The 17,492-nt window shown below is 68.9% G+C and carries 11 protein-coding genes; 8 read left to right on the forward strand and 3 right to left on the reverse strand.

Annotation, left to right across the window (positions count from 1 at the left end; genetic code table 11):
• The first annotated feature begins 16 nt into the window (after window positions 1-16).
• The gene (locus BLW84_RS31475) at window positions 17-901 is read left to right on the forward strand and encodes an alpha/beta hydrolase-fold protein (RefSeq protein WP_177226789.1); all 885 of its coding nucleotides are present in this window, start codon (window positions 17-19) and stop codon (window positions 899-901) included.
• 15 nt (window positions 902-916) lie between these two features.
• Here the strand turns inward: BLW84_RS31475 and BLW84_RS31480 are convergent, their stop codons facing one another.
• Entirely contained in the window at window positions 917-1,753 is an 837-nt protein-coding gene (locus BLW84_RS31480; RefSeq protein ID WP_093272836.1) for an alpha/beta fold hydrolase, read from the reverse strand.
• Window positions 1,754-1,919: 166 nt separating this feature from the next.
• Here BLW84_RS31480 and BLW84_RS31485 point away from each other — a divergent pair, with 166 nt between their 5' ends.
• The gene (locus BLW84_RS31485) at window positions 1,920-2,900 is read left to right on the forward strand and encodes an ABC transporter substrate-binding protein (RefSeq protein WP_177226790.1); all 981 of its coding nucleotides are present in this window, start codon (window positions 1,920-1,922) and stop codon (window positions 2,898-2,900) included.
• A 17-nt stretch (window positions 2,901-2,917) separates the two neighbouring features.
• Here the strand turns inward: BLW84_RS31485 and BLW84_RS31490 are convergent, their stop codons facing one another.
• On the reverse strand, window positions 2,918-3,931 hold the full coding sequence (locus BLW84_RS31490) for an aldose 1-epimerase family protein (RefSeq protein WP_093272842.1): 1,014 nt from the start codon (window positions 3,929-3,931) through the stop codon (window positions 2,918-2,920).
• A 134-nt stretch (window positions 3,932-4,065) separates the two neighbouring features.
• Window positions 4,066-5,883 carry a glycoside hydrolase family 2 protein gene (locus tag BLW84_RS31495; protein ID WP_093272846.1) on the reverse strand — a complete coding sequence of 606 codons (1,818 nt, stop codon included), beginning with the start codon at window positions 5,881-5,883 and terminating at the stop codon, window positions 4,066-4,068.
• Between the two features lie 202 nt (window positions 5,884-6,085).
• Here BLW84_RS31495 and BLW84_RS31500 point away from each other — a divergent pair, with 202 nt between their 5' ends.
• The 6 genes from BLW84_RS31500 to ahcY all read left to right on the forward strand — a co-directional run.
• Window positions 6,086-7,834, forward strand: coding sequence for an AMP-binding protein (locus tag BLW84_RS31500; RefSeq protein ID WP_177226791.1), 1,749 nt, complete (start codon window positions 6,086-6,088; stop codon window positions 7,832-7,834).
• Window positions 7,835-8,584: 750 nt separating this feature from the next.
• A complete protein-coding gene (locus BLW84_RS31505; RefSeq protein WP_093272850.1) occupies window positions 8,585-10,288 on the forward strand; it encodes a glycine/sarcosine N-methyltransferase in 1,704 nt (567 codons plus the stop codon).
• Between the two features lie 72 nt (window positions 10,289-10,360).
• The gene (metK, locus tag BLW84_RS31510) at window positions 10,361-11,563 is read left to right on the forward strand and encodes a methionine adenosyltransferase (RefSeq protein ID WP_093272853.1); all 1,203 of its coding nucleotides are present in this window, start codon (window positions 10,361-10,363) and stop codon (window positions 11,561-11,563) included.
• A 142-nt stretch (window positions 11,564-11,705) separates the two neighbouring features.
• Window positions 11,706-12,680, forward strand: a complete 975-nt coding sequence (locus BLW84_RS31515; RefSeq protein ID WP_093272856.1) for a carbohydrate kinase family protein — start codon at window positions 11,706-11,708, stop codon at window positions 12,678-12,680.
• 19 nt (window positions 12,681-12,699) lie between these two features.
• Entirely contained in the window at window positions 12,700-16,266 is a 3,567-nt protein-coding gene (gene metH / locus BLW84_RS31520) for a methionine synthase (RefSeq protein ID WP_093272857.1), read from the forward strand.
• A 40-nt stretch (window positions 16,267-16,306) separates the two neighbouring features.
• On the forward strand, window positions 16,307-17,492 hold a 1,186-nt coding region (gene ahcY / locus BLW84_RS31525), incomplete at its 3' end, for an adenosylhomocysteinase (protein ID WP_093272859.1).

A 17,492-nucleotide genomic window follows, 5' to 3' on the forward strand; every position in this document is an offset into this window, starting at 1 on the left:
GACGGGTGGAGGTGGCGTGGCGCGCGAACGGATCTCCGGGCGCTTGCTGATGTCGGTGCTGCTGGTCGCGGGTCTGTCCGGTTGTGCAGCGCCGCCGATCGCGAACGCGCCGTCGCCGGCGCCGGTCGTCGAGCCCGCACTGTCCGAACAGGACATGCCGGTCATCCGCACGGAGTACGTGCACTCCGAGCACCGCGGCGTCCCGGTGGAGCTCTACCTCGCCTACCCGCGCGGCCTCGAATCCATCGAGGACCTGCCGATCGTGCTCTACCTGCACGGCCGCGACGGCGTCCGGCCCACCCCGATCCCGTACGACACGCTGGCCTCGCTCGAACGGCTGCACCGCGAGGGCACGATCCCGGCGTTCGGCTTCGCCGTTCTCGACGGCGGCTACAACCCGTACTGGAACGACGGATCGGCCAACGGCGACCTCGCCGCCATGCTCCAGGACGAGCTGCCGCGCTGGCTGAGCGAGCGCGGCCTGGGCGACGCCTGCGGCCGGCCGTTCGCCGTTGCGGGCATCTCCACCGGCGGCTTCGGCGCGCTGAACTACGCGGCGGACCGCAACCTGGCCGGTCACCCGGTCGCGGCGGTCGGGGAGGTCGCGCCCGCGCTGCAGGTGAGCTGGGAGGGCATGCGGGAGAAGGAGGCCTTCGCCACCGAGGCGGAGTGGCTGGCCGTGGACCCGTTGCGCCGCCTCGACGACCTCGGCGGCGTGCCGGTCGGCGTGTGGACCGGCGACTCGGACCCGTTCCTGGACGGCATCGACCAGCTGATCGAGCGGTACTCGAACATCCCGGTGGTCAGCTTCCTGCCCGGCGGCCACGAGGGCGCGGTGTTCGAGGCCGTCGGCACCGAGTTCGTCGAGTTCCTCGCCGACGCCCTGCCCGCCGTGGACTGAGCGTCCGCGGGCCCGTCACGCCTGGTGCGCCACCAGGTGCTGGAGGAGCAGCCGGATGAAGGTCTCCGGGGCCTCCTCCGGGATCCAGTGCGAGACGTCCTCCAGCATCTCGAACCGGTAGGGGCCGGTGACGTGGTCGCCCGTGGCCAGCGCCGCCGTCGAACCGACCGCGGTGTCCTCGGTGCTCCAGACGTACAGCGTCGGCACCTCGACCGGGCCGATCCGGCCGCTGTAGCGCATGGCGCGGTACCAGTTCAGCGCCGCGGTCAACGCGCCCGGCTCGGTGAGCCGCTGGACGTAGTCGTCGACGTGGTGCTGGGGCACGCCGGGGTAGTAGATCTGCCGCAGCTTCTTGGCGTTGTCGGCCAGCAGCGTCTTCTCCGCGCCCGAGGACTGGAAGACCTGCATGTGGCCCGAGCGCTGGTGCTGGTCCTCGTCGGAGCGGATGGCTTCGAAGAACGGGTCGGGGTGCGGCATCGACGCAGCCGTCAGGGTGCGGACGCGGTCCGGGTGCTCTGCCGCCGTCGCCCACGCGACGATCGCGCCGAGGTCGTGGCCGACCAGGTCGAAGCGCTGCCAGCCGAAGTGCTCGGCGATGGCCAGCACGTCGCCGACCAGATCCGCCAGCCGGTAGTCGGTCGCCTGCTTGGGCCGCGCGCCGGGGGAGTAGCCGCGCTGGTCCGGCGCGACCGCGAAGCACTCCGCGCCGCCGAGCACCGAGAGCTGCTCGCTCCACTGCACCGCGGCCTCCGGGAAGCCGTGCAGCAGCAGCACCGGGCGGCCGTCCTCGGGACCGGCGGTCAGGGCGTCGAACTTCCCGGCAGGAGTCGGAATCTGGATGTACTCGGCCACCCGGTCACTCTACTGGTGCGCCGAACGGCGGATCATAGCGCAGCGGGACCGGAAACACAGCCCTTGATCAGGGAAGGCTTGCCTAAGTAAAGTGCGTGCGGTTTCGCCGGTCGCGGGGGGCGCGTCGGCGGTGTCGACGTTCAACCCCGATCGAGAGGAAACCCAGATGCGCCAACGACGATTCATGCGCACCGCGGGCGCATTGGTCGCCGCCGGGCTGGTCGCGCTGACCGCGGCCTGCGGCGGTGCCGCGCCGAACGCCGCCGCGCCGGCCGCCGAACCGGGAGCGGGCTTCCCGCGGACCATCGCCACCGCCAAGGGCGAGGTGACCATCCCGAAGAAGCCGGAGCGGGTGGTCGTGCTCGACACCGCCGAGCTGGATTCGGTGACGCTGCTGGGCATCACGCCGGTCGCGGCGATCCCGCCGCACCTGTCCACCGGCGAGGAGTTCCCGGCCTACCTGCGGGAAAAGCTCGGCGGCACCGCCCTGGTCGGCCCGTCGGACTCGCCGAAGCTGGAGCTGATCGCCTCGCTCAAGCCGGACCTGATCCTCACCAGCAGGGTCCGCCACGACGCCCTCTACGACCAGCTGGCCCGGATCGCGCCGACGGTGATGACCGAGACGACCGGCTTCCCCTGGAAGCAGAACCTCGCCATGCATGCCGCGGCGCTCGGCAAGGAGGCCGAGGCGCAGGCCGCGCTGCAGGCCTACGAGGCCCGGGCGAAGCGGATCGGCGACGCGATCATCGCGAAGAACGGCGGCACCGCCCCGACGGTGTCGGTGACCCGCTTCATGGCGGGCAAGATCCGGCTCTACCAGAAGTCGAACTTCTCGGGCGTGGTCCTCACCGACGCCGGGATGACCCGGCCGCCGTCGCAGAACGCCGACGAGTTCGACAACGAGATCAGCCCCGAGCTCATCGACATGGCCGACGCGGACACCGTTTTCGTCACCACCGCGGTGTCCCCGGAGAAGACCCAGCAGAAGGCCGTGGAGTCCAGCGCGCTGTGGACCCGGATGAACGCGGTCCGCAACGGCCGGGTGTTCCCGGTTCCCGACGAGACCTGGATGTCGGGCATCGGCGTGCAGGCCGCCAACCTGGTCCTCGACGACCTGGCCAAGGCCTACGGCGTGGCTGCGGCCTGAGCGCACTCGCGACCCGATCAGCCCGCGATGCGGTAACCCCAGGTGCCGCGGTGGGTTTCGCCCGGCCGCAGGGTGATCAGGCCGTCGCCGGTGACGAACGCGTTCGGCGCGCACGTCATCGGCTCCACGGTGATCCCGGCCCGCCCCGGGCGGTCGGTCGCCGGGCTGTCGTCGGTGTAGACCTGCAGGTAGCCGTGCGTGCGGTCGACCCAGAGCTCGGCGGTCACGCCGTCCGGGCGGGCGAACCGCACCACCGCGCCGCCGCGGCTCAGCCCGGTGAACGCGGTGTCCATTTCGGTCGCCCCGATCGGGCGCGGCGACCGGAAGTCGTAGTCGGTGCCCTCGACCGGGGCGGTGCCGGTGGGGATCAGCCGGTCGTCGACGACGTAGTAGGTGTCGGCGGGCAACTCGAAGACGATGTCGTCGATGCGGTCCCCGCCGGCACCGAGATAGGTGTGGTTGGCGGTGCCGAACGGGGCGTCGGTGTCGCCGATGTTCTTGGCGCTCAACGTGCTTCGCACCCCGGTGGCGTCCACTTCGTACTCGATCCGGAACGCCAGCCGGAACGGGTAGCCGTAGTCCGGCGGCAACACGTACTCCAGGGCGACGCCGTCCGCGCAGTGCCGCACGGGCTGCCACTCCACGAAGCTCATCAGGCCGTGCAGCGCCGTGTCCCGCTCCGGCTCGTTGATCGCGACCTGCAGTTCCTTGCCGCCGAAGGTGTAGCGGCCGTGGTCGATCCGGTTGGGCCAGGGCAGGATCGTCTTGCCCTGGTAGCCCTCGCCGACGTCGTCAGCCGGGTGCGTCAGCAGCATTTCCACGCCGTCGACCTGCCAGGACAGCAGCGTCGCCGACACCCCGGCGATCACGGCCCGCTGCCGCCCGGAGCGGATCTCGTACAGCCGCCCGTTCGCCGTCCACCGGCCGCCGCCCGGATCGGCCGGCTGCGCGGCGGCGCTGCCGCTGAGAGCGGCGGCGGTGGTCGCACCGGCAGCGGTGGCGAGCGCGGCCCGCCGGCTGAAACGTCGCATCCTGGACCTCCTGGGGAGCGCGATTTCGCGGGAGAACGGCGCTCACCCGGGTGACGGTCGATTCCTCGCGAAATCGCGCCGGTCCCGGGTGATCGCCATCCACTGTGGCCGGTGGGCGGCCCGGCCGCCAGTCGTCAGGGCGTGCCCGCGTCGATCACCGCCTGGTTGCGGGCGCGGACCACGTCCGGGTTGGGCTTGAGGATCCGGCGGTCGTAGGTGAGGAAGCCGTTCACCTCGTTCTCCACGTCCGTGGTCTGGGTGTAGATCGCCGCGGACAGGCCGTTGGCCGAGACGATGCGGGCCAGGTCGGCGCTGACCTCGGCGTAGCGGTCGGTCAGCTCGGCGCGGCTGTTGGTCATCTCGTACGCGCCCGGCTTGCCGGGCCACAGGTGGCCCTCCTCGACCAGCCCCAGCCCGCCGTACTCGCCGTCCACCGACGCCCGCTCGCCGCGCACCTCCGGGCTGCCCGGCCCGACGTAGGTGTGGTCGTCGTAGATGTCGCCAGCGCCGCTGTCCGGCAGCGAGTAGCAGCAGTTCACCCCGCTGTTGGCGTTGACCAGCCGGGTCGGGTCGGTGCGCCGGACCAGCTCGGCGATCTCGGCGGTGTCGAACTCGCCCCAGCCCTCGTTGAACGGCACCCAGGCCACGATGGACGGGACGCTGCGCAGCTGGTCGATCATGGCGGTGAGCTCGTCGCGGTAGTGCGCGCGGGCCTCCTCGCCGGGGGGCGGGTTGCTGCCGGGCGGGTCGGCGAGGTCGATCGGCAGCGACGGCATGTCCTGCCACACCAGCAGGCCCAACCGGTCCGTCCAGTAGTACCAGCGGGCCGGCTCGACCTTCACGTGCTTGCGCACCATGTTGAACCCGAGCCGCTTGGTCTCGGCGAGGTCGAACCGCAGCGCCTCGTCGGTGGGCGCGGTGTAGATCCCGTCCGGCCAGTAGCCCTGGTCCAGCGGCCCGTGCTGGAACAGGATCCGGCCGTTGAGCGCCATCCGCGGCCGCCCCTGCGAGTCGTCGATCAGCTCGATGGTGCGTAGCCCGCCGTAGCTGCCGACGGCGTCGACGGTGCGCCCGTCGGCGCCGACCAGCCGGACCGCGATGTCGTAGAGGTAGGGGTCGTCGGGCGTCCACAGGTGCGGATCGGCCACCGCCAGCCGCAGCGCCGTGTCGGCCGGGCCTTCGGCGCGCCCCACCTCGCGGCCCTCGGTGTCGAAGGCGACCGCCTCGACCCGTTGCCCGGCGCGCGCCGAGGTGCGCGCGGTCAGCTCGAAACCGCGCAGATCAGGGGTGATGTCGAGCTTGGCGATGTGCGCCTCGGGCACCGGTTCGAGCCAGACGGTCTGCCAGATCCCGGACGCGCCGGTGTAGAGGATCCCGCCCGCTTCGTTGCGCTGCTTGCCCACCGGGTAAGGGTTGGCGTCGTTGCGGTCCTCGACGGCCACCGACAGTTGCTGCTTCGCGCCGGGGCGCAGCGCGTCGGTGATGTCGGCGCTGAACCCGGTGTAGCCGCCCTCGTGCACCGCGACGGTGCGGCCGTTGACCGACACCTCGGCCTTCTGGTCCACCGCGCCGAAGTGCAGCAGCAGCCGCTGCCCCGACCAGCCCGGCGGCACCTCGAAGGTCCGCCGGTACAGCATGTGGTCGTCGTGGCGCTGGACGCCGGAGAGCCCGGATTCCGGCGGGAAGGGCACCAAGATCTTCTCGGCCGCCGCGGCCGGCGGGGTCGATCCGCCGCCGTAGGACCACAATCCGTTGAGGTTCAGCCAGCGCTCGCGGGTCAGCTGCGGGCGCGGGTACTCGGGGAGGGCGTTGTCCGGACCGACCTCGTCGGTCCACGGCGTGGCCAGCGGCGGCGGTTTCGGGCGCCACGGGTCGGCGGCCACGGCGGCGGTCGCGGGAATCCCGGAGGCGGTGGCCAACAGCGTGGTGAGCAGCAGGGCGCGCAGCAGCACGATTGCCTCCAGACCGACTTGCCGAAGAAGGCGAAAAGCAATCACCCATCAACCGACAACAATGACCATGAACGCACGCACAGTCAACGCGGCCGAAAGAGCGCCCGCAAATCGGAGCAAGCGCCATGGATCGGTAGGGCTCACGAGGTTACGTTGTTGGCCCGGTCAAGTGATCGGGCGACTCAGCCGAGTCCAGGAGGGTGTGCACGTGACCGGTTATTCCTCAGCCCCGCAAGGCACCGCGACGGAGGTGTTTCGCGCCGCCCGGGACTTCTTGCTGCGGCACCGCGAGGACTACGAGACCGCGCGACGCGATTTCGAGTGGCCGAAGCCCGCCGAGTTCAACTGGGCGCTGGACTGGTTCGACACGATCGGCGAGCGCCGCGACGGCATCGCGCTGTGGATCGTCGACGCCGACGGCAGCGAGCACCAGGTGACCTTCCGCGCCATGACGCGCCGTTCGAACCAGGTCGCCAACTGGCTGCGCGGGCTCGGCGTGTCCCGCGGCGACCGGCTGGTGCTGATGCTCGGCAACCAGGTCGAGCTGTGGGAGACGATCCTGGCCGCGATGAAGCTGGGCGCGGTGATCATCCCGGCGACCCCGCTGCTCGGGCCGGCCGACCTGCGCGACCGGATCGACCGCGGCCGGGCCCGGCACGTGGTCACCACCGCGGCCGACGCGGCGAAGTTCGCCGACGTGCCCGGCGACTACACCCGCATCGCGGTCGGCGACCCGGTGCCGGGCTGGGAGTCCTATGCGGACAGTTCGGCAGCCGCCGCGGAGTTCGCCCCGGACGGGCCCACCCGCGCCGAGGACCCGATGCTGCTCTACTTCACCTCCGGCACCACGGCGAAGCCGAAGCTGGTCGAGCACACCCACGTGTCCTACCCGATCGGCCACCTCTCGACCATGTACTGGATCGGGCTGGAGCCGGGCGACGTGCACCTGAACATCTCGTCGCCGGGGTGGGCGAAGCACGCGTGGAGCAACGTCTTCGCGCCGTGGAACGCAGAGGCGACGGTGTTCATCTACAACTACACCAGGTTCGACGCGGCCGGGCTGATGGCGCAGATGCAGCGCTGCGGCATCACCAGCTTCTGTGCGCCGCCGACGGTCTGGCGGATGCTGATCCAGGCCGATCTCGGCAGCCTGGCCACGCCACCGTCCAAAGTGGTCGGTGCGGGCGAGCCGCTGAACCCGGAGATCATCGAGCAGGTGCGGCGCGCCTGGTCGGTCACCATCCGGGACGGCTTCGGCCAGACCGAGACCAGCGTGCAGGTCGCCAACACGCCCGGCCAGCCGGTCCGGCCGGGCTCGATGGGCCGCCCGCTGCCCGGCTTCGAGGTGACGCTGCTCGACCCGGTCACCGGGGAACCCGCCGAGGAGGGCGAGATCTGCCTGGCGCTGCAGCCGCGCCCGGTCGGGCTGATGACCGGCTACGCCGACGACACCGAGCGCACCGCCGAGGTGACCCGCGGCGGGCATTACCACACCGGTGACGTCGGATCGCGGGACGCCGACGGCTACATCACCTACGTCGGGCGCACCGACGACGTGTTCAAGGCCTCCGACTACCGGATCTCGCCGTTCGAACTGGAGAGCGTCCTGCTGGAGCACGAGGCGGTGGCCGAGGCGGCGGTGGTGCCGTCGCCGGACCCGATCCGGCTCGCGGTGCCGAAGGCGTACGTGGTGCTGGCCGGGCAGCACGAACCGACGCCGGAGACGGCGCTGTCGATCCTGCGCTTCGCGCGCGAGCACCTGGCCCCTTACAAGCGGGTGCGGCGGCTGGAGTTCTACGAGCTGCCGAAGACGATCTCCGGCAAGATCCGCCGCGTCGAACTGCGCGGCCGGGAGGATGAACTGCACCGGTCCGGCGGTGGATCCGGTGGCGGACCCGGCGGTGAAAACCGCGAATTCCGAGAAGAGGACTTCCCCGAACTGAAGGGCTGAGCCGGGCGTTGCTGCGGTGGCACGCGCCGGGGGCGCGTGCCACACTTCCCCAGGGCCGATGCGGCGAGGAACCTTCCGCCGATCGTCCCGGCAAGGGGAGCGTGAAGCAGGCCTGATGGGGGAGGGCGGTGGCCGGCGGCCGGTGGGCCGGATCCGGTGCGGAAAAATGGCTCGCATGCGTGAGGCGGGCACCGTAATATCTGTGCTCCGCGCCGCGATGAACTCAATGAAAAGAGAAAAAGTCAACCGCCACGCTGCCCAGTCTTCATAATTTTGACGGGAATCGCGGTTGTGTAATTTGCAGTTGTTGTGGTAAGGCAAAGCGGGCGCCAGTATACACAGATCGCTGACATTCTGCACTCGCGTGATCGTTGTGTCTCTCGAAAATGCGCCGAATCGGCGCAGGTGGCAGCGCATTTATTCACCCAGGGTGACAGTGGAAATCACGCATTCATCGTATTCTGGTGATTAGCGTCACACGTTTGTACGCTTGCTTTGCGATCTCCTTCGCCTAGGTTAGTTAACCGACGCAGGAATATCGCGTCAGGGCCGGTCGGCAAGGATGCCGACTGGCGGTGATCGGCGTAGGTGTCGCGGCCTTGAGCGTTTCTCGGCTGCCCACGCCGGTACAGGCGTTGCCTTTTTTCGCAGTGGCGACCCGACACGGCCACGAGACGAGCTCGGGCACGGATTTGCGCGGCCCCGAGTTCTGCGGTGGCGCATGACCAACGTGAGTGGTGGGAGTGAAGAATGGCGAAGAGCGTGGACGATCTTGCTTCGAGCGAGCAGCCCGGATCTCAGGACACCGCTGATCTGGTGGCACGCGAGGAGCAGGTGTTCGGCGAGAACCCGTTGGAAGTGCGCGAATCTGACCACTACACGTTCGAGTACGTCGGCGGTTTCGTCGAGAAGTGGGACGAGCTGATCGACTGGAAGAAGCGCTACCAGAGCGAGGGCTCGTTCTTCATCGACCAGCTCAAGGCCCGTGGCGTCCGCTCGGTGCTCGACGTCGCCACCGGCACCGGCTTCCACTCCGTGCGGCTGCTGGAGGAGGGCTTCGACGCGGTCAGCGCCGACGGCAGCCCGCAGATGCTCGCCAAGGCGTTCAGCAACGGCCTCACCTACGGCGGCCACATCCTCCGCGTGGTGCACGCCGACTGGCGCTGGCTGAATCGTGACGTCCACGGCGAGTACGACGCGATCATCTGCCTCGGCAACTCCTTCACGCACCTGTTCTCCGAACGGGATCGGCGCAAAGCGCTCGCCGAGTTCTACGCGATGCTCAAGCACGACGGCGTGCTGATCATCGATCAACGAAATTACGACTCGATTCTGGACAACGGATTCTCGTCGAAACACACCTACTACTACGCCGGCGAGGACGTTTCCGCGGAGCCCGATTACATCGACGAGGGCCTCGCGCGCTTCAAGTACACGTTCCCGGACAAATCTGAATTCTTCTTGAACATGTACCCGCTCCGGAAGAACTACACGCGGCGGCTCATGCGCGAAGTCGGCTTCCAGCGGATCGACACCTACGGCGATTTCCAGGAGACCTACCACGACGCCGAACCCGACTTCTTCATCCACGTGGCGGAGAAGAAGTACCGGCCGGACGAAGAGCTCTCCGACGTGTACTCGACCGCGGTGCACACCGCGCGGGATTACTACAATTCCGAGGACGCGGACAACTTCTACTACCACGTCTGGGGCGGCAACGACATTCACATCGGCCTCTACCAGACTCCGGACGAGGACATCGACAGCGCCTCGCGGCGCACCGTGGAGCGGATGGCCGCCAAGGTCGATATCACCCCGGAAACCCGCATCCTGGACATCGGCTCCGGCTACGGCGGCGCGGCCCGCTACCTCGCCGCGACGTACGGCTGCAAGGTGTCCTGCCTGAACCTCAGCGAGGTCGAGAACGGCCGGAACCTCGAGTTCACCCGGGCCGCGGGACTGGCCGAGCTGATCGAGGTCAAGGACGGTTCCTTCGAGGACATCCCGTTCCAGGACAACGCCTTCGACATCGTCTGGTCGCAGGACGCGATCCTGCACAGCGGCGACCGGGAGCGGGTCCTGGAAGAGGTGTCCCGCGTGCTCAGGGGCGGCGGCTCCTTCATCTTCACCGACCCGATGGCCGCCGACGGCGCCAAGCTGAAGGACCTCGGGTCGATCCTGGACCGGCTGAACCTGGAGACGATGGGCTCGCCCGGCTTCTACCGCCGCGAGCTGGCCCGCCTCGGCCTGCAGAACTTCGACTTCGAGGACCTGACCGAGTTCCTAGCCGTGCACTATGGGCGCGTTCTAGAAGTACTCGAGGGCCGGGAAGCGGAGCTGGCGGACTGGATCAGCGACGAATACCGAACCAAGATGAAGACGGGTCTGAAGAACTGGGTCGCAGGTGGCAAGGCGGGCAACCTCGCCTGGGGCATCATCCACGCCCGCGCCTGAGACCCCCTCAGGAAATCGTCACATCCGTACGCAAGGATCAGTGCTGCATCAGCTGTGAGGTGAGGAGCAGTCGTGAGTGAGATCAACCGCAGGTTGTTCACCAGTGAATCGGTGACCGAGGGGCACCCGGACAAGATCTGCGATGCGATCAGCGACGCCGTGCTGGACGCGTTGTTGTCCCAGGACCCGCGGTCGCGGGTCGCGGTGGAGACGCTGGTGACCACCGGCCAGGTGCACGTGGCCGGCGAGGTGACCACCGACGCCTACGCGGACATCCCCACGATCGTGCGGGAGAAGATCCTGGAGATCGGCTACGACTCCTCCGCCAAAGGCTTCGACGGTGCTTCCTGCGGTGTGAACGTCGCGATCGGCTCCCAGTCGCCGGACATCGCGCAGGGCGTCGATGTCGCGCACGAGTCCCGCGTCGAGGGCGTCATCGACGAGATCGCCAAGCAGGGCGCCGGCGACCAGGGCCTGATGTTCGGCTACGCCTGCACCGACACCGACGAGCTGATGCCGCTGCCGATCGCCCTCGCGCACCGGCTGTCGCGGCGGCTGACCAAGGTCCGCAAGGACGGGGTGCTGCCCTACCTGCGGCCGGACGGCAAGACGCAGGTGACCATCGAGTACGCCGGTGACCAGCCGGTTCGCCTGGACACCGTGGTGCTGTCCACGCAGCACGCCGCCGACATCGACCTCGAGGGCATGCTGGCGGGCGACATCAAGGAGAAGGTCATCGACCCGGAGATCGAGCGGGTCGGCCTGGACTCCGCCGACACCCGGCTGCTGGTGAACCCGACCGGTCGGTTCGTGGTGGGCGGCCCGATGGGCGACGCGGGCCTGACCGGCCGGAAGATCATCGTCGACACCTACGGCGGCATGGCCCGCCACGGCGGCGGCGCCTTCTCCGGCAAGGACCCGTCGAAGGTGGACCGCTCGGCCGCCTACGCGATGCGCTGGGTCGCCAAGAACGCCATCGCCGCGGGCCTGGCCGGCCGCATCGAGGTGCAGGTCGCCTACGCGATCGGCAAGGCCGCCCCGGTGGGCCTGTTCGTCGAGACCTTCGGCACCGAGAACGTCGACCCGGTGAAGATCCAGGCCGCGATCAACGAGGTCTTCGACCTGCGGCCCGCCGCCATCGTGCGTGACCTGGACCTCTTGCGGCCGATCTACGCGCAGACGGCAGCGTACGGTCACTTCGGGCGCAGTGACGTCGACCTGCCTTGGGAGCGCACCGACCGGGCCGAGGCGCTGAAGAGCGCCGCCGGTATCTGACGTCGACCTTCGATAGCCGTGGCGGCAGACTGCGGGGCGTGCCGATGGCGCCCCGCGGTCAGTCGTGACCGGCGACGGGGTCCAATGGAGCTTCAAAGGTCGGCGCCGCAGCGGCAGCCGGCCCTGGTGAAGGAGTAAAGCAGTGCGGATTGCGGTGACCGGTTCGATCGCCACCGACCACCTGATGTCCTATCCCGGTAGGTTCACCGATCAGCTCGTCGCCGATCGGCTCCACCAGGTTTCGCTGTCGTTCCTGGTCGACGACCTGGAGGTGCGACGCGGCGGCATCGCGGCCAACATCACCTTCGGCCTCGGCCAGCTGGGCGTCGGCTCGGCCCTCGTCGGCGCCGTCGGCCAGGACTTCGACGAGTACCGCGGATGGCTGGAGCGGCACGGGGTGGACACCGCGTCGGTGTACGTCTCCGAGACCAAGCACACCGCGCGGTTCATCTGCACCACCGACCTCGACCACAACCAGTTCGCCTCGTTCTACGCGGGGGCGATGGCCGAGGCCCGCGAGATCGAGCTCCAGCCGGTCGCCGACCGGCTGGGCGGCCTCGACGTGGTGGTGATCTCGCCCAACGACCCGGCGGCGATGGTGCGGCACACCGAGGAGTGCCGGGACCGCGGCTACCGGTTCGTCGCCGACCCGGGCCAGCAGCTGGCCCGGATGGAGGGCGAGGAGATCCGCCGGCTCGTCGAGGGCGCGGAGTACCTCTTCACCAACGAGTACGAGCACGGCCTGCTGCTGCAGAGCACCGGCTGGACGCACGCCGACGTGCTGGACCGCGTCGGCCTCTGGGTGACCTCGCTGGGCCCGAAGGGCGTGCAGGTGGAGTCCAAGTCGGAGCCGACCGTCGAGGTCGCGCCGCCGAAGGAGAAGCAGAAGGGCGACCCGACCGGCGTCGGCGACGCGCTGCGCAGCGGGTTCCTCGCGGGGCTGTACCACGACCTCGACCTGGAGCGTTCGCTGCAGCTGGGCTGCACGCTGGCGACCGTCTCGCTGGAGACCGACGGTCCGCAGGAGTACCAGGTGGAGCGCGACTCGTTCGTCGCGCGCATCGCCGAGGCGTACGGTGACGCCGCCGCGGCCGAGGTCCAGTCGAAGCTCGGCTGAGAACGGGGAGTAGCAGGGGATGGCAGATCGGCAGAACGATCCGAGCGGGTTCCTGAGCGCCCTCGGCGAACGGGTCCTCGTCGCCGATGGCGGCATGGGTACCGCGCTGCAGGCGTTCGACCTGACGTTGGACGACTTCGCCAACCTGGAGGGCTGCAACGAGATCCTGAACGTCACGCGGCCCGACGTGGTGTCCTCGATCTACCGGGGCTACCTGGAGGCGGGCTCGGACGCGATCGAGACCAACACCTTCGGCGCGAACCTGGCCAACCTCGGCGAGTACGACATCCCGGAGCGGATCCGGGAGCTGGCGGAGACGGGCTCGGCGCTGGCCCGCGAGGCCGCCGACGAGTACTCGACGCCGGAGCGGCCGCGGTTCGTGCTCGGTTCGGTCGGCCCGGGCACCAAGCTGCCGACGCTGGGCCACGCGCCCTATCCCGTCCTGCGCGACGCCTACGTCGAGCAGGTCCTGGGCATGCTCGACGGCGGCATCGACGTGGTGCTGGTGGAGACCTCCCAGGACTTGCTGCAGACCAAGGCCGCGATCGTGGCGGCGAAGCGGGCGATGGCCCAGACCGGCCGGTGGCTGCCGATCATCGCGCAGGTCACGGTGGAGACCACCGGCACGATGCTGGTCGGCTCGGAGATCGGCGCGGCGCTGACCGCGCTGGAGCCGCTGGGCATCGACCTGATCGGGATGAACTGCGCGACCGGTCCGGCGGAGATGAGCGAGCACCTGCGGGTGCTGGCACAGAACTCCCGGATCCCGATCTCGGTGATGCCCAACGCCGGTCTGCCCCAGCTCGGCCCCAACGGCGCGGTGTACCCGCTGCAGCCCGATGAGCTGGCGGAGGCGCTGGTCGGGTTCGTCAACGACTTCGGCGCCCGGCTGGTCGGCGGCTGCTGCGGCACCACCACCGAGCACGTGCGCGCGGTGGCCGAGGCGGTCGCGCCGCTGGCGCCCGCGCCGCGGACCCCGGAGTTCGTCCCGTCGATCTCGTCGGTGTACCAGACGGTGCCGTTCGAGCAGGACGCCTCGATCCTCAACGTCGGCGAGCGCACCAACGCCAACGGTTCCAAGGCGTTCCGCGAGGCGATGCTGGAGGGGCGCTACGACGACTGCGTCGAGATCGCCAAGGGCCAGACCCGCGAGGGCGCGCACATGCTGGACCTGTGCGTGGACTACGTGGGCCGGGACGGCACCGCGGACATGCGGGAGCTGGCCAGCCGGCTGGCCACCGCATCGACGCTGCCGATCATGGTGGACTCCACCGAGCCGGCCGTGATCGAGGCCGGGCTGGACAGCCTCGGCGGCCGGTGCGCGGTGAACTCGGTGAACTACGAGGACGGCGTCGGCGAGGACTCGCGCTTCCACCAGGTGATGGAGCTGGTGCGCGAGCACGGCGCCACGGTGGTCGGCACCTGCATCGACGAGGAGGGGCAGGCGCGCACCAAGGAGTGGAAGCTGCGCGTCGCCGAGCGGCTGATCGCCGACCTCACCGAGAACTGGGGCCTGGACGAGTCCGCGATCATCATCGACTGCCTGGTGTTCCCGATCACCACCGGGCAGGAGGAGGTCCGCAAGGACGCCGTCGAGACCATCGAGGCGATCCGGGAGCTCAAGCGCACCCATCCCGACGTGCAGACCACGCTGGGTCTGTCCAACGTGTCCTTCGGGTTGAACGCGGCGGCGCGGCAGGTGCTGAACTCGGTGTTCCTCAACGAATGCCGGGATGCGGGGCTGGACACCGCGATCCTCAACGCCTCGAAGATCCTGCCGATGAACAAGATCCCGGACGAGCAGCGGGAGGTCGCGCTCGACCTGGTCTACGACCGGCGCCGCGAGGGCTACGACCCGCTGCAGAAGCTGATGGAGCTCTTCGAGGGCAAGACCGCGAAGTCCAGCAGTGCTTCGCGGGCCGAGGAGCTGGCGAAGCTGCCGTTGTTCGAGCGCTTAGAGCGGCGGATCGTCGACGGCGAGCGCAACGGGCTGGAAGCCGACCTGGACGCGGCGATGGCGGAGAAGCCGCCGCTGGGGATCATCAACGAGAACCTGCTGGCCGGCATGAAGGTCGTCGGCGAGCTGTTCGGCTCCGGTCAGATGCAGCTGCCGTTCGTGCTGCAGTCCGCCGAGGTCATGAAGGCCGCCGTCGCCTATCTCGAACCGCACATGGAGAAGGACGACTCCGGCGGCAAGGGCAAGCTGCTGCTGGCCACCGTCAAGGGCGATGTGCACGACATCGGCAAGAACCTGGTCGACATCATCGTGTCCAACAACGGCTACGACGTGGTCAACATCGGCATCAAGCAGCCGATCAACGCCATCCTGGAAGCCGCCGAGGAGCACAAGGTCGACGCCATCGGCATGTCCGGCCTGCTGGTGAAGTCGACGGTGATCATGAAGGACAACCTGGAGGAGATGAACTCCAGGGGCATCGCCGAGAAGTACCCGGTGCTGCTCGGTGGCGCGGCGCTGACCCGCTCCTACGTGGAGCACGACCTGGACGAGCTCTACCAGGGCGACGTGCGCTACGCCAAGGACGCCTTCGAGGGCCTGCACCTGATGGACCGGCTGATGTCCATCAAGCGCGGCGACAACCCGGAGGAGAACGCCGCCGAGGAGGCGAAGAAGGCCGAGCGCAAGGCGCGCCGCGAGCGGTCGCTGCGGATCGCCGAGAAGCGCAAGGCCGACCAGGGCGAAGAACCGTCCTACGAGGACACCACTCGGTCCGATGTGGACGCCGAAGCGCCGGTGCCGACGCCGCCGTTCTGGGGCTCCAAGGTGGTCAAGGGCGTCGCGGTCGCCGACTACCTGGCGCTGCTGGACGAGCGGGCCACGTTCTTCGGCCAGTGGGGGCTGCGCGGCGCCAAGAAGGGCGAGGGGCCGTCCTACGAGGACCTCGTCGAGTCCGAGGGCCGGCCGCGGCTGCGCCACTGGATCGACGAGCTGTCCACCGCGGGCATCCTGCAGCACGCCGCCGTGGTCTACGGCTACTTCCCGTGCGTGACCGAGGGAAACCACCTCGTGGTGCTGGACAAGGACGAGCCGGACGCCCAGGAGCGGCACCGGTTCTTCTTCCCGCGGCAGAAGCGCGACCGGCGGCTGTGCCTGGCGGACTTCTTCCGGACGCGCGAGCAGGCCGAGCGGACCGGCCAGGTGGACGTGCTGCCGGTGCAGCTGGTCACCATGGGCCAGCCCATCGCCGACTACGCCAACGAGCTGTTCGCCAAGAACGCCTACCGGGACTACCTGGAGGTGCACGGCATGGGCGTGCAGCTCACCGAGGCGCTGGCCGAGTACTGGCACCGGCGCGTCCGGCGGGAGCTCCAGTGGGCCGCCGGCGGTTCGGTGGCCGAGGAGGACCCGGCCGACGTGCAGGAGTTCTTCAAGCTCGGCTACCGAGGCGCGCGGTACTCCTTCGGCTACGGCGCCTGCCCGGACATCGAGGACCGGGCCAAGATCGTCGACCTGCTGGAGGCGGAGCGCATCGGCGTGGTGCTCTCGGAGGAGTTCCAGCTGCACCCCGAGCAGTCCACCGACGCGATCGTCGCCCACCACCCCGAGGCGAAGTACTTCAACACCTGATCCACCCCCGCAACCGCATGGGAAATCGAGAAGGGAAACCATGAGCGTCAAGTTGCAGAAGGTCAATGGCCTTGAGTTCGCTGTCCGGGATTTGTCGTTGGCCGAGGCTGGTCGGCATCAGATCCGGTTGGCGGAGCATGAGATGCCGGGCCTGATGGCGACTCGCAAGGAGTATGCGGGTTCGCAGCCGTTGAAGGGTGCGCGGGTTGCGGGTTCGTTGCACATGACGGTGCAGACGGCGGTGCTGATCGAGACCTTGGTGGCGTTGGGCGCGGAGGTCCGGTGGGTGTCGTGCAACATCTTCTCGACGCAGGATGAGGCTGCGGCGGCGATCGTGGTGGGCCCGAAGGGGTCGCCGGAGGCGCCTGCGGGTGTGCCGGTGTTCGCGTGGAAGGGTGAGTCGCTGGAGGAGTACTGGTGGTGCACGGACCAGTTGTTCCAGTTCGGTGACGGCCAGGGTCCGAACATGATCCTCGACGACGGTGGCGATGCCACGTTGTTGGTTCACAAGGGTGTCGAGTTCGAGGCGGCGGGTGTGGTGCCGAACGCGGGCGAGGATGACCCGGAGGAGTACAAGGTCATCTTGGAGACCCTGCGCGCCAGCCTCGCCCAGAACGGCCGGCGGTTCACTAAGATCGCCGGTGAGATCAAGGGTGTCACCGAGGAGACCACCACGGGTGTGCACCGGCTGTACGAGCTGGCGAAGACCGGGGATCTGTTGTTCCCGGCGATCAATGTGAACGACTCGGTCACCAAGTCGAAGTTCGACAACAAGTACGGCTGCCGGCACTCCCTGGTCGACGGCATCAACCGCGCCACCGATGTGCTCATCGGCGGCAAGGTCGCGGTCGTCTGCGGCTACGGCGACGTCGGCAAGGGCTCGGCGGAATCGCTGCGCGGCCAGGGTGCGCGGGTGATCGTGACCGAGGTCGACCCGATCTGCGCGCTGCAGGCGGTGATGGACGGCTACCAGGTCACGACCCTGGAAGACGTGGTGGAGACCGCGGATATCTTCGTGACCACGACGGGGAACTTCAACATCATCACCGCGGAGCACATGACGCGGATGAAGCATCAGGCGATCGTGGGCAACATCGGTCACTTCGACAACGAGATCGACATGGCCGGTTTGGAGAAGGTGCCGGGTGTCCGCAAGCAGGAGATCAAGCCGCAGGTCCACGAGTACGTGTTCGAGGACGGGCACTCGATCATCGTGCTGTCGGAGG

This window comes from Saccharopolyspora shandongensis, assembly GCF_900106995.1.
Lineage (GTDB): Bacteria > Actinomycetota > Actinomycetes > Mycobacteriales > Pseudonocardiaceae > Saccharopolyspora > Saccharopolyspora shandongensis.